The 12,281-nt window shown below is 43.2% G+C and carries 14 protein-coding genes and 1 riboswitch; of the genes, 9 read left to right on the forward strand and 5 right to left on the reverse strand.

The window, feature by feature from the left end; genetic code table 11:
* Positions 1–4: 4 nt before the first annotated feature.
* Positions 5–49, reverse strand: a riboswitch (PreQ1 riboswitch).
* A gap of 161 nt (positions 50–210) precedes the next feature.
* The 5 genes from ACF3OH_RS03965 to ACF3OH_RS03985 all read left to right on the forward strand — a co-directional run bounded on the left by ACF3OH_RS03965 (position 211) and on the right by ACF3OH_RS03985 (position 3,556).
* Complete coding sequence (locus ACF3OH_RS03965; RefSeq protein WP_392456690.1) at positions 211–1,608, forward strand: rhodanese-like domain-containing protein; 1,398 nt, start codon at positions 211–213, stop codon at positions 1,606–1,608.
* Positions 1,609–1,623: 15 nt separating this feature from the next.
* Positions 1,624–1,857 (forward strand): glutaredoxin family protein, encoded by a 234-nt coding sequence (locus ACF3OH_RS03970; protein ID WP_392455903.1) that lies wholly within the window; start codon positions 1,624–1,626, stop codon positions 1,855–1,857.
* Positions 1,858–1,869: 12 nt separating this feature from the next.
* Positions 1,870–2,133 (forward strand): metal-sensitive transcriptional regulator, encoded by a 264-nt coding sequence (locus ACF3OH_RS03975; protein WP_392455905.1) that lies wholly within the window; start codon positions 1,870–1,872, stop codon positions 2,131–2,133.
* 12 nt (positions 2,134–2,145) lie between these two features.
* Positions 2,146–2,499 (forward strand): rhodanese-like domain-containing protein, encoded by a 354-nt coding sequence (locus tag ACF3OH_RS03980; protein WP_204591788.1) that lies wholly within the window; start codon positions 2,146–2,148, stop codon positions 2,497–2,499.
* Between the two features lie 70 nt (positions 2,500–2,569).
* Positions 2,570–3,556: an LLM class flavin-dependent oxidoreductase gene (locus ACF3OH_RS03985; protein WP_338032478.1), complete on the forward strand. Its 987-nt coding sequence runs from the start codon at positions 2,570–2,572 to the stop codon at positions 3,554–3,556.
* 33 nt (positions 3,557–3,589) lie between these two features.
* On the opposite strand, the gene ACF3OH_RS03990 is transcribed toward ACF3OH_RS03985, so the two are convergent.
* The 3 genes from ACF3OH_RS03990 to ACF3OH_RS04000 all read right to left on the reverse strand — a co-directional run bounded on the left by ACF3OH_RS03990 (position 3,590) and on the right by ACF3OH_RS04000 (position 6,043).
* The gene (locus ACF3OH_RS03990) at positions 3,590–4,135 is read right to left on the reverse strand and encodes a 3D domain-containing protein (RefSeq protein ID WP_204591240.1); all 546 of its coding nucleotides are present in this window, start codon (positions 4,133–4,135) and stop codon (positions 3,590–3,592) included.
* A 117-nt stretch (positions 4,136–4,252) separates the two neighbouring features.
* Positions 4,253–5,104 (reverse strand): diaminopimelate epimerase, encoded by an 852-nt coding sequence (gene dapF, locus ACF3OH_RS03995; protein ID WP_392455906.1) that lies wholly within the window; start codon positions 5,102–5,104, stop codon positions 4,253–4,255.
* 102 nt (positions 5,105–5,206) lie between these two features.
* The gene (locus ACF3OH_RS04000; RefSeq protein ID WP_392455907.1) at positions 5,207–6,043 is read right to left on the reverse strand and encodes a neutral zinc metallopeptidase; all 837 of its coding nucleotides are present in this window, start codon (positions 6,041–6,043) and stop codon (positions 5,207–5,209) included.
* A gap of 124 nt (positions 6,044–6,167) precedes the next feature.
* Here ACF3OH_RS04000 and ACF3OH_RS04005 point away from each other — a divergent pair, with 124 nt between their 5' ends.
* From ACF3OH_RS04005 to ACF3OH_RS04020, 4 genes are all read left to right on the forward strand, one after another.
* Complete coding sequence (locus ACF3OH_RS04005; protein ID WP_392455908.1) at positions 6,168–7,214, forward strand: NAD(P)/FAD-dependent oxidoreductase; 1,047 nt, start codon at positions 6,168–6,170, stop codon at positions 7,212–7,214.
* Positions 7,204–7,494, forward strand: a complete 291-nt coding sequence (locus ACF3OH_RS04010; RefSeq protein ID WP_204591249.1) for a hypothetical protein — start codon at positions 7,204–7,206, stop codon at positions 7,492–7,494. The genes ACF3OH_RS04005 and ACF3OH_RS04010 overlap by 11 nt, the downstream gene beginning before the upstream one ends.
* A gap of 152 nt (positions 7,495–7,646) precedes the next feature.
* Positions 7,647–8,924 carry an IS110 family transposase gene (locus ACF3OH_RS04015; protein WP_392455910.1) on the forward strand — a complete coding sequence of 426 codons (1,278 nt, stop codon included), beginning with the start codon at positions 7,647–7,649 and terminating at the stop codon, positions 8,922–8,924.
* Between the two features lie 401 nt (positions 8,925–9,325).
* A complete protein-coding gene (locus ACF3OH_RS04020; protein ID WP_204591334.1) occupies positions 9,326–9,643 on the forward strand; it encodes a YbjQ family protein in 318 nt (105 codons plus the stop codon).
* Positions 9,644–9,718: 75 nt separating this feature from the next.
* Here the strand turns inward: ACF3OH_RS04020 and ACF3OH_RS04025 are convergent, their stop codons facing one another.
* Both ACF3OH_RS04025 and ACF3OH_RS04030 read right to left on the reverse strand, forming a co-directional pair.
* The gene (locus ACF3OH_RS04025) at positions 9,719–10,537 is read right to left on the reverse strand and encodes a YihY/virulence factor BrkB family protein (RefSeq protein ID WP_204591250.1); all 819 of its coding nucleotides are present in this window, start codon (positions 10,535–10,537) and stop codon (positions 9,719–9,721) included.
* Between the two features lie 333 nt (positions 10,538–10,870).
* A complete protein-coding gene (locus tag ACF3OH_RS04030; RefSeq protein WP_392455912.1) occupies positions 10,871–12,223 on the reverse strand; it encodes an aspartate kinase in 1,353 nt (450 codons plus the stop codon).
* Positions 12,224–12,281: the final 58 nt, after the last annotated feature.

Raw genomic sequence — 12,281 nt, forward strand, 5'->3', positions numbered from 1 at the left:
TCAAAACTCCTTAGTTTTTTTGCGTGGGAGGATCTCGAACCACGAAGTCACAAGAGTTGATTTTACAACAAAGACAGAAAAGCGTCAACTGAAGTTTAAAGGGAGAGATTTAGTGAAAAACTAATTATAAACAAACTACTTGAACATTTATACCCCCTATGGTATATTTTCCGTACAAACAAAAAACTAATTAAGCGGAGGGAAATGATTATGCTATTTCGTTCTTTCTTTGATGATAAGCTCGCACAATACACGTATCTAGTTGGTTGCCAACGCACGGGTGAAGCGATCGTAATTGATCCATCTCGTTCTATTGATGAAATCGTTCAAGTTGCAAAAAAAGAAGGGCTTACACTTACAGCAGCTACTGAAACACATATTCACGCAGACTTTGTTTCTGGGTCGAGACAACTAGCAGTAGACCATGGAGTGAAACTCTATCTTTCGGACGAAGGTGATGAAAACTGGAAGTACGGGTACACAGAAGGTCTTGATGTGGAATTCGTGAGAGATGGAAGCAGGTTCTCCATTGGAAATATCGACTTTGAAGTGATGCACACGCCAGGTCATACCCCAGAGAGCATTTCATTTATCCTTACTGACCGTGGTGGCGGAGCTACGAAACCTATGGGAATTTTTTCAGGTGACTTCGTATTCGTTGGAGACGTTGGTCGACCAGATCTATTAGAAAAAGCAGCTGGCGCAGAAGGCACTGCAGATAGTGGAGCACGCGACATGTTTCGTTCTATACAACGATTTAAAGAGCTACCCGACTATTTAATGGTTTGGCCAGCACATGGAGCAGGTTCTGCTTGTGGAAAATCTCTTGGGGCCGTTCCATCCTCTACAGTTGGGTATGAAAAACAATTCAACTGGGCAATGCAAATTGACGATGAACAAGCTTTCGTAGATGAACTATTAAAAGATCAACCAGAGGCGCCTGTTTATTTTGCAGAAATGAAAAAGGTAAATAAAGTAGGTCCGACAGTATTAAAACATACAGACCGTGTGCCTGATCTTTCGGCAGAAGACGTGAAGCAGGCACTTAAGAATAACAACACACTAGTCATTGACACGCGCCCGGCGACATTAGCTGAAAAAACACTTATTCCAGGCTCAATTACTATTCCGTATAATAAATCGTTTACAAACTGGACAGGATGGCTAGCGAACTATGATGAAGATTTAGTAATCATTGGTGAACCTTATGATAAGGAAGCGATTATTGAATCGATGCATTCTATTCATTTTGACCGTATCATTGGTTATGCTCCGGTAGATGTTGTAGCAGAATGGAATCAACATGATGCCTATGAGACGCTGTCCGTTGAAGAATTTTTAGAGGAAGCGGAAAAAGAGTCAACGTATGTAGTAGATGTTCGCAACGATGTGGAGTGGGGAGATGGACATTTAAATCAAGCCAACCATCATTTCCTCGGGAAAATTCGTGACACGGACATTCCAAAAGACAAGACAGTCCTTGTGTATTGCCAAGGAGGCGCGCGCTCAGCGATTGCATCCAGTGTATTGAAATCACTTGGTTATGAAGATGTGAAACATATGGCGGGTGGCTACGGGGCTTACCTACGTGAACAAAAAAATAAGTAAAAGAGGATGATAAAAATGACAAACACAGTAACAGTTTACTCAACTACAACTTGCCCTTACTGCGATATGATGAAAAACTTTTTAGACCAGCAAAACATTCCATATACAAACGTCGATGTACAAAAAGACCCAGCTGCAGCCAATCGGCTCGTTGAAACAACAGGACAAATGGGCGTACCTCAAACGAATGTGAATGGTCAATGGGTTCTCGGTTTTGATCCAAACCGCGTCATGGAACTTTTAAAATAAGCAGGCGATCATATGGATTATCCAAACGAAATTAAAAATCGTATCAAGCGTGCAGATGGTCAATTGGCAGGTGTACTGCGCATGATGGATGAACAGAAAGAGTGCACGGATATCGTGACACAACTAACTGCAGTTCGTGCAGCTGTTGATAAAGCAATCGGGCTAGTCGTAAGCGCTAATCTTGAGCGTTGTGTGCGTGAAAGTGCTATATCAGGTTTAGCTGATGCAGAAAAACTCGTTCACGATGCAATGAATTTAGTAATTAAAAGTAGATAGGGGAATTAGAAGATGGAATGGATAGTGATTGCTGGTGTAGTTGGTTTTATCGCATGGCGAATGATGGGTGCGAAAGGAACGGCATCCATCAATACGACCGATTTAAAAGCGGCCTTGAATGATAACTCGAAACAGTTCATAGATGTTCGAACACCAGCAGAATATAAGGGACGTCATATCCCACAGTTTAAAAATATGCCACTAAATACATTGCCAAACCAATTGGCAAAGTTAGATAAAGAAAAAGAAACTGTAGTCATCTGTCAATCTGGCATGCGCAGTTCTCGTGCTTGCCAAGTATTAAAACAAGCTGGATTCACAAACGTTACGAATGTGCGTGGCGGTATGAGCCAGTGGAACGGATAATAGTGTAAGCATTTTATTTTGAAGTTGTTAAAAATGGGGCTAGACTAGATAAGGAAAGGTCGTGAAAGCAGTGACAAAATTATCATTCCTAGACTTAGCCTCGGTTCGACAAGGCGAAACGCCAGCAGAGAGCTTTTTACAAAGTAAACAGCTTGTCCAGCAAGCTGAAAAATTAGGCTATACCCGGTACTGGGTAGCAGAACATCATAACATGCAAGGAGTTGCGAGTTCAGCAACCTCCGTTTTAATCGGCTATTTGGCCGGCCATTCCTCTACCATTCGTATTGGAGCAGGAGGCATTATGTTGCCAAATCACGCTCCGTATATCATAGCTGAACAATTCGGTACTTTAGATGCCATGTATCCTGGTCGGATTGATCTTGGACTCGGACGCGCTCCGGGAACAGATATGATGACGGCTCGAGCACTTCGCCGTGACCATCAAGGCGCGGATGATTTCCCGGAACTAGTCAGTGAATTGTTGCATTATTTAGAGCCAGTTGATGAAGCTAGAATTCCTGCCGTCATGGCAGTACCCGGCGCAGGAGCAAATGTTCCAGTCTGGCTATTAGGATCAAGCACATATAGTGCACGCTTAGCGGCTCAACTTGGACTTCCTTTTGCTTTTGCTAGTCATTTTGCTCCAGATCAATTGATGCATGCATTGCAGCTTTATCATCAAAACTTCCAACCGTCGAAGTATTTGAAAGAGCCCTATGCGATGGCAGCTGTCAATGTTGTCGCTGCAGAGACAGATGAGGAAGCGGAAAAACTGAGTACAACTTTAATCCAACAGTTTTTGAGTATCGTGCGTGGCCATAAACATAAAATGCGTCCACCGATTGCAGTAGAAGAGCTTGACTGGTCGAGTTCGGAACAGATGATGGTAGAGCGCACAGTGAGCGCACGAATTGTCGGGTCAGAAAATACGGTTCGTGAGCAACTACAGGCGTTTATACAAAAAACACAAGTAAAAGAACTGATGATCAGTACTCCCATTTATGATCTAGAAAAGCGATTGCGGTCTATGGAACTGACCATGCGCGCTTCACATTAAAAAAATGCATTGGCCAACTCGGCCAATGCATTTTTATTTGATGATTTTAATTTTAACTGTTTTGCGTCCCCAGTTGAGTGCTTGGGAAGTAGAAGGCATAAATACATCAATTTTATTTCCTTTGATTGCACTTCCTGTATCGCCAGCGATTGCATACCCATAACCCTCTACGTGAACTTTAGTTCCGAGTGGAATTACTTTAGGATCTACTGCAATTACTTTTAAATGTGGGTTTTTGCGAAGATTGATTCCAGTCTTTGTTATGCCTGAACAGCCTTTGCAATAAGCAGTGTAAGCAGTAGATGTTACATAAAACTCTTTAACCACTTCATTGCTAGTGGAGCGTGAAACTTTTTTTGTTGCTGGTTTCTTAACATGTAACTTTTGATTAATTTTGATTGTGTCTGATTTTAAATTGTTCCAAGACTTCAAATTAGAAACTGTTGTCTTATGATTCACAGCGATACGATAAAGCGTATCCCCTTTTTTTACTGTATATGTGCCAGTCGAAGCTGATGCTGCTGTAGTTGAAATGAATAGTACAAAAACCAGGACCAGTGTGCTAAGAATCTTTTTCAAGTTCTCTACCCCTATCTGATTAAGATAGAAGTATCATAGCAATTGAACATTACATTCACATTACAATTTATACGTTTTTTGTTTACAAAAATAAATCATTTTATGACATTTGTAGTTCTAAACGACTAATTCAATGGAACCTTTATACACCTCTACAGCTGGACCTCTCATCAAAACTGTTTCATCATTGTATAAAATCGCTAAATCTCCACCTAGTAGATGGACTGTTATCCATTCTCCAGCGGGGCTATGTCCGTTTCGAACAGCAGCTGCCACTACAGCACATGCACCAGTTCCGCATGCCATCGTTTCACCGGATCCGCGTTCCCAAACGCGCATAGATAATTCAGTAGGGGAGTGGACCACTACAAATTCAGTATTGATTCGCTCTGGGAAAGCGGGATGATGTTCAAATACGGGTCCAATGACCGTTAGATTCAAATCATGAATTTCATCAAGGAAGGTTACAAGATGAGGATTCCCCATGCTCACTGCCGTTACTTGATAGTCTCCAATCGATGTTGTGAAAGTATAATCAATCCATTCTGCCTCAGCACTTTTCACTGGAATTTCCGAAAGTACAAAATTGGCAGCTCCCATGTCTACAGTTGCTTCTGACACAAAATTATTTTCAATCACCAAATCAATTGCTTTTTTTCCGCTTAATGTATCAATAACAACTTTTTCTTTCGTCACAATACCATGATCATACATGTATTTTGCTACGCACCGAATCGCGTTTCCACACATTTTTCCTTCACTGCCATCCGCATTGTACATGCGCATTTTAGCGTCTGCGCCATCCACCGGGTCGATAATGACCAAGCCGTCTGCACCAATTCCAAAATTCCGATTGGAAAGTTGATGGGCAAGACGTGTTGCAGTATCTTGTGAAAGTGTAGTTTCAAATCCATTAATATAAATGTAGTCATTGCCTGCACCCTGCATTTTTGTAAACTCAAGTTTCATTTTAGATCCCCCTTATTCCCACATTCTGTTTCCTCATTGTAGACGAAATGATACGGTTAGGAAACCAAAAAATCCAACCCGTATGGATTGGATTTTATTTCCTTAAGGACGACTATTGAATGTGTCCCCACCTTGAATCGTTCCTGTTTCGTAGCCTTTTCTAAACCAAGTCATACGCTGCTCTGAAGTTCCATGTGTGAAGCTTTCTTCTACTACATAGCCTTGTGCCCGTTTTTGTAAAGTGTCATCCCCTACAGCACTTGCAGCAGCTAGAGCTTCTTCAATATCGCCATCTTCTAGATATCCTAGCCCATCTGCATGGTGCGCCCATACTCCTGAGAAGTAATCGGCTTGAAGTTCAAAACGGACCAGATATTTATTAAATTCTTCCTCTGATAATCGTTGGCGAAGAGGCATCACTTTATCGGTAGTGCCTAAGAGCGTTTGAACGTGGTGACCAACTTCATGGGCGACTACATAAGCCATCGCAAAGTCTCCAGGTGCATTATATTTTGTAGACAATTCTTCGTAAAAACTTAAATCGATGTACAGTTTGTAATCTGCTGGACAATAGAAGGGCCCAACAGATGCTCCTGCAGCCCCACATGCAGATTGCACGCTTCCCGAATAAAGTACGAGTGTTGGTTCTACGTATTCCATGCCGTTTTCTTCAAAAATTTGCGACCAAATCCGCTCTGTATCTGCTAATACAACCGATACAAATTCTTTCGCTTCGTCCTCCATGGCTGTCGTCTGTGCTGGAACAGATGCTTGATTGCTACTTACTTGATCAAGAATGACTCCAGGGTCTCCACTTACAAAGGCGAAGATTAAGGCAATAATCAATCCTAATCCTCCACCAATCCCAGCGATACCTTTTCCGCCCATTCCTCGTCTGTCTTCAACATTTGTACTTCTCGTACGCCCTTGCCATTTCATAGGTGTCCCTCATTTCTACTATCAAATTGTACTTTACTATTCCCCCGTGACAGCAACTTTAGACAAAGACGGCAAAGTTTTTTTGAAGGGGATTTTGCTTTATACTGACAACAGGAGGGATTTCATGCGAATACAAGTTATTGGAGGCGGAATCGCCGGAGCTTCAATTGCCTATCATCTATTAAAAGAAGGTCATGAAGTAACGGTTTATGACCGAGAAGATCAGGGGCAGGCAACGTGCGTATCTGCGGGCATTATTTCTCCTTGGGTCTCTCAGCGCCGAAACAAGGTATGGTATCAACTTGTTAGGTTAGGGGCAGCCTATTACCCAGAGTTTATTCAAGAGCTCGAATCATTGACGGGTGAACGTACGGGTCACCGTAAATCAGGAGCTATTTTATTTTTTAAAGACGAGGAAGTTTTACCAAAAGCATTCAAGCGTATCACTGATAAACAAGCAGAAGCTCCGGAAATGGGGGAGCTCACATATTTGACGAAGGACCAGCAACAAGCAAAATTTCCAATGCTGACGACTGAATTCCCGTCGCTCTATCTAAGCGGGGCCTCTATGGTAAACGGAAAGCAACTGCGAGACGTTTTACAAGTTGCGGTAGAAAAGCTTGGTGGGGAGTGGAATCAAGTTTCATCTCCTCCTGAACCTTCTGCTGATCTGACGATTTATTGTGCAGGCGCATGGGGGAACGAGTACCAACAAAACATACCCGTGTCCCATCAAAAAGCGCAACTTCTTCACTTTACAATTGAATCAGATGACACGTTTCCTGTAGTGATGGGACTCAAAACGCATTACATCGTATCGTTTGGAAATGGTCGATTTGCACTTGGCACTACACATGAAGATACGACTTCATTTGATGTATCGCCTACTAAAGAAGCACAGGAAGAATTAATGAAGCTTGCCGAGATGTATTTTCCTGGTCAAGAACTGAAAGAGTTGTCAATGGCAGTTGGATTGCGTCCGTATACACCAAATTTTTTACCAATAGTGGAACAAATCAGTGATTCACTTTTTGTTGTCAATGGTCTTGGTTCTTCCGGACTGACAGCGGGGCCGCTGCTCGGCAAAGAAATTAGTCATTGGGTTTCAGGGAAAGAGACGCAACTAGATCTTTCAAAATTTACCTGGAAGGAGGGAGACGGTGACCGTTAAACTGGCCTATTACAAAGTTCATCGGGAAATTGATTTTTATTATATGCAACAAAAAAAAGAGACAGAAGAATTTATTCATCTGACCGAACACGGGGTATCCTGTGAGATACGTAAGTACACATGGAAACAGGTACATGATATCTCCTATAAACCGTTTTCGAGTGGGGAAGGGCTTTTGTATCTTCACACATTTCAAGGGATGTTTAGTTATCGTGTGAAAGATGACCCGTCACAAGCCTTGCGATTCGCTGAAAATTATTTGGAGAAATACACGAGGTGAAACTTTTTCTATCTTCTTACGTAACAACTAGAAAGAAGGAGCATTCCTGTTAGAAGGATTTTCGAGGCCTTGAATTAAAAAAAGCCCTCTTTTATGATGATTGAGTGGTCACCCGATAAAATGACCCAATACACATAAGAGAGGACTATACAATGAATTCTAAAACGAATGAAAAGATTAATCAAGTCTCTGAAAAGACATTGGTCATCGGCATCGACATCGCCAAGCGGACACATTTCGCCTGTGCAGTCGACGACCGCGGACGTGTGCTCCAGAAATCCTTTGCGTTCACCCAGTCTCGGAACGGCTTTGAGGTGCTCTACACACGCATCATCGCCCTCAAAGAAGAACATCTGAAACAAGATGTCATTGTCGGTTTTGAACCGACCGGGCACTATTGGATGAACCTGGCGGCCTTTCTTACCGACCACGGCATCCCCTATGTGATGGTCAATCCGATGCACGTCAACCGATCGAAAGAGCTGGATGACAATCTACAGACGAAGAATGACAAGAAGGATGCCGTCGTGATTGCGCGACTGATGCGAGACGGGCGCTTCAACTATCCTCGGATCTTGGAAGGGATCGAGGCTGAACTGCGAAACGGTGCCACCCTTCGCTCGAAGATCCAAGAGGATATCAATGCGCTACAGAATCGGATTATCCGCTGGCTCGACCGTTTCTTCCCTGAGTTCACGATGGTCTTCAAAAGTTTTGGGAAGATGGCCTATGCCGTACTTGAGAAGACGCCTTTGCCGATAGACATCGTCGGTAAGGCTCCCGAAGAGCTCCTCTTCCTCTACCGTCAGGTAGAAGGTATGAAGAGCCCTCAGCTTCCGAAGGCCAAGAGATTGGTCGAGGTCGCTGCCTGTTCAGTCGGTCTGACAGAGGGGCATGTGATGGCACGTATCGAGATCGCCACGCTGCTCAATCAGTACCGTCTGTTACAATCGCAACTCGAGACACTGACAGATGAACTCATCGAACTTGCCCGTCAGACACCGGATTATGAATACCTTTCCTCCGTCCCGGGCATCGGGGATGTGACGATCATCGAGCTTCTCTCTGAGATCGGTTCTTTCAAACAGTACAAGGATCCACGCCAACTCATCAAACTAGCGGGCCTGACACTGAGAGAGAACTCCTCAGGACAACACAAAGGACAGAAGCGCATCTCAAAACGCGGCAGGAAGAGGCTCCGCGCCCTCCTGTTCCGTGTCATGATGCCACTGATCCTTCACAACTCTGCATTCAAGTCTTTACATGAACATTACACCACGCGAGCTGACAACCCACTTCGCAAGAAACAGTCGATTGTGGTGCTCTGTGGCAAGCTACTGAAAGTCTTACACGCACTCTGTACCAAGCACTGGATGTTTGACGAGCAACGGATGATGGATGACTTCACTTCTCTCCAGTCGGCAGCGTGACCTGGACCTTTAAGTTCTGACAACAAGGATGACACGGAGAAGCCGGCACCATCTATTCCATCCGACCGTCCGCTAGGACGAGTCCATAAAGGAGCATCGCCAGCCTCTGCCTTATGAATAGACCGAACGAAGGAATGTACGCGCAACGACGCCTAGAGACATGGGAGGGTCCGTCATCATAAGCTACGCAGAGATCCAATGTGCATTGAATAGGACACAGTATAGGAGCATTGTCTACCAATAAATACAAGCTCCTACAGCGTAGCGTACGGATCAATTGTAATATTCATGAAGAAATACAAAATAACGATAGATATTGGTGACGAAAAATATTTTTTCGGGCACTTGAGATGGTGAAAACCATTGATATATCAACATTTATAGAGGGAGGAATGGATAAAATGTTAGTAACGACAACGAATACAATTGAAGGTAAGAAGATTGCCGTGTACCACGGAATTGTAACAGGTGAAGCAATCATGGGGGCCAACGTAGTACGTGATTTGTTTGCAACAGTAACGGATATTGTTGGTGGACGTAGTTTTGCCTATGAAAACAAGTTATCAGAAGGACGCCAAATTGCGATTGAGGAAATGAAAGTGAAGGCGAGCCAGTTAGGAGCGGACGCTGTCATTGCGGTCGATCTAGATTTTGAAACGTTGCGTGAAGGTATGATGATGTGCATCGCGACGGGCACTGCTGTTACGTTTGAAAAGTAAACTCCACCAACAAAAAAACAGCAGCTCTTCTCTCAAAGTACACAGAGGAGCTGCTGTTTTTGTGTGGACGAAATCTTAGCTTTTTCGCATATAAGTTTGCGCATTAATAAGACCACCAATCAATAACACGGCTGCTGATAAGTACAACCAAATCATCAAAATGATGATCCCGGCAAGTTGACCATAAATTTGTGTATACGACACATAGCCTACCACTTGGCCGTAGAACCACGAGATGAACTGCCACGTGATAGTCGTGAACACCGCACCCGGAACGAGCGTACGAATCTTCAGACGTTGTTTTGGAAGAATGGAATAAAAGAAGAGAAAGAACAAAAATAAAAACAAACTACCGATAATCCATCTAAGCACTGGCCAAATCGTAAGCCAAAAAGACCAGGTTTCCAGTTCACCAGCTTGAGCTACAAACCATAGAATTCCTTTTTCAACAATGGGTACAAACAAAGAAACAGGGATCATAATCATGAAAATTGCAGTAACACCGAGGTCTTGCAACAAAGTACGCCAAAAAGGAATAGCTGTTTCTTTTGAATAAGCAGCTGCAAAGCTTCGGGCAAGTGACTGGACAGCCATACTTGCTAACCAAAACGCTGAAATCAAACTGACGGATAATACGCCGCCTTGATTGCCTTCCAAAATCCGTAACACATTGTCCTCAATAAATCCGTAAGTGTTGCCGGGCGCGTAGGGTTCAATAAAAGAAAGTAAAGAATCTAAATTGATGGATAAGAAACTCAGCAGGGATAAAACAAATAATAAAAACGGGAAAATGGATAGCATCAAATAATAGGCGGTCTGTGCTGCCTGATCATAGTAGCGCTCTGTAAAGAATCGAGCAAGAGCCGTCTTTGCGCTATGTACATATACTTTCATAGAGTTCACCTTTTTCGAATTATAGGCTATACACTAGCAGGACGTGGTAATTTACGCAATAAATTAGACGAGGGGCATGTCTAAGTGACATGCCCCTCTAGTATGGTGAAACGATTAAATTGAATAAAAATAAAAACCTCAATTGCCGCGGAAGTTGTTCTACTGGTGTCTTCTAACTTAAGCAACGAAAACCCTACCTACTTTTTCGTCATTGCGGCCCCATAGCCGCGCCAGTAAAGAATAAGCATCTTCAAAAACATGAGCAGAATGCCAGATTCAACTCAATAGTCTTACCATTTAACTTTACTATCTTATCATGGAATAAATGTTCTGTCAAGATTTCACCTTGACAGGTAAAAAGAAGGCATTATAAAGGGCACGTACAATCTTAACTTGATCTTCTTCTAACACACCAAACACTAAACTCACCTCTGAAGAACCTTGATTGATCATCTCGATATTGGCACCCGTTGCTGAGATAGCTGCAGTGGCGCGTGCAGCTAGACCTGTCGAGTTCTGCATCCCTTCCCCAACGAGCACAATCATTGATAACCCGTGCCGGAAGTAAGCTACTTCTGCACCAAGTTCCTGAAGCACGCGATTGACGATACGTTGTTCTTTGCGCGCATCAAGGTAATGGCTGCGAATGATTACGGATATGTCATCAAGGCCAGAAGGTGTGTGCTCATAGGATATTCCTTCTTCTTCAATGATTTGGAGTAGCTTTCGTCCAAACCCCAGCTCTCGGTTCATCAAATATTTGCTCACATACAAAATGGAGAATCCTTGATCAGCTGTGAGACCTGTTACTGGGCGTTCAGTTAGAGGTCGGAATCCCACAATCTTTGTGCCCGGAGCAAGAGGATTATTCGTATTTTTGATCGCGACTGGAATTTGTTTTCGGTACACAGGCATTAATGCCTCGTCATGGATGACTGTAAAACCTGCATACGACAGCTCGCGCATTTCGCGGAATGTAATTTCTTCAACTTGTATCGGATTTTCTATGATATTTGGATTGGCAGCATAAACAAAGTCGACATCTGTGAAATTCTCATAAAGTTCTGCTCCAACAGCTGCTGCAAGGATTGAACCTGTGATATCCGAGCCTCCACGTTCAAACGTGCGAAGTTTCCCATTTACTGTATACCCATAAAAACCAGGCACGATGTGAATGACAGATGATTCATTTAGCGCTTTCAACCGTGCATAGGAGTCTTCATGTAGGGTTGCCCGTTCAGGAGGTGACGTCATAACAATCCCGATGTCCCTTGGGTCTGCAAAAACAGCTTGAACGCCTTGACTTTGTAAAAAAGCTGCAAAAAAACGCGCACTAAATTCTTCTCCGATGGCTTTTACAGCATCCAGACGTTCTGAAAGTTCCCCGTCTGTTGAAGATACCCTTTTTTGAAGTTCATTTATCACGTCAGTTAGTAATTCCTCTGGAAGACCAAGTTGACTTTGAATCGCTGAAAATCGTTCGATGACTCGTCTAGAAGCTTCGGGAGATTGTTCATAAAAGGATTGGATCAATAAATCCGTCACCTTTTGATCACTCGGAAATCGTTTTCCAGGAGCTGACACTACAATGATTTGTCGTCTTGGATCTTGTTCGATTACTTTTTTGACTTGGTGGAATTGGGCAGCATCCGCCATCGATGTGCCTCCGAATTTACAGACTATCACGCTGTCCACTCCTTTTGAATGTATTCTCAGAAAAAACAAATGAATGTTATGAGTGTAC

Source organism: Chryseomicrobium aureum (assembly GCF_043182735.1).
Lineage (GTDB): Bacteria > Bacillota > Bacilli > Bacillales_A > Planococcaceae > Chryseomicrobium > Chryseomicrobium aureum.

Excerpts from the sequence above, each read along its gene's own strand:
- ACF3OH_RS03980 (WP_204591788.1), top strand. The coding sequence starts at position 2,146 with ATGGAATGGATAGTGATTGCTGGTGTAGTTGGTTTTATCGCATGGCGA.
- ACF3OH_RS03975 (WP_392455905.1), top strand. The coding sequence starts at position 1,870 with ATGGATTATCCAAACGAAATTAAAAATCGTATCAAGCGTGCAGATGGT.
- ACF3OH_RS04015 (WP_392455910.1), top strand. The coding sequence starts at position 7,647 with ATGAATTCTAAAACGAATGAAAAGATTAATCAAGTCTCTGAAAAGACA.
- dapF (WP_392455906.1), bottom strand. The coding sequence starts at position 5,104 with ATGAAACTTGAGTTTACAAAAATGCAGGGTGCAGGCAATGACTACATT.
- ACF3OH_RS04005 (WP_392455908.1), top strand. The coding sequence starts at position 6,168 with ATGCGAATACAAGTTATTGGAGGCGGAATCGCCGGAGCTTCAATTGCC.
- ACF3OH_RS04000 (WP_392455907.1), bottom strand. The coding sequence starts at position 6,043 with ATGAAATGGCAAGGGCGTACGAGAAGTACAAATGTTGAAGACAGACGA.
- ACF3OH_RS03970 (WP_392455903.1), top strand. The coding sequence starts at position 1,624 with ATGACAAACACAGTAACAGTTTACTCAACTACAACTTGCCCTTACTGC.
- ACF3OH_RS03965 (WP_392456690.1), top strand. The coding sequence starts at position 211 with ATGCTATTTCGTTCTTTCTTTGATGATAAGCTCGCACAATACACGTAT.
- ACF3OH_RS04025 (WP_204591250.1), bottom strand. The coding sequence starts at position 10,537 with ATGAAAGTATATGTACATAGCGCAAAGACGGCTCTTGCTCGATTCTTT.
- ACF3OH_RS04020 (WP_204591334.1), top strand. The coding sequence starts at position 9,326 with ATGTTAGTAACGACAACGAATACAATTGAAGGTAAGAAGATTGCCGTG.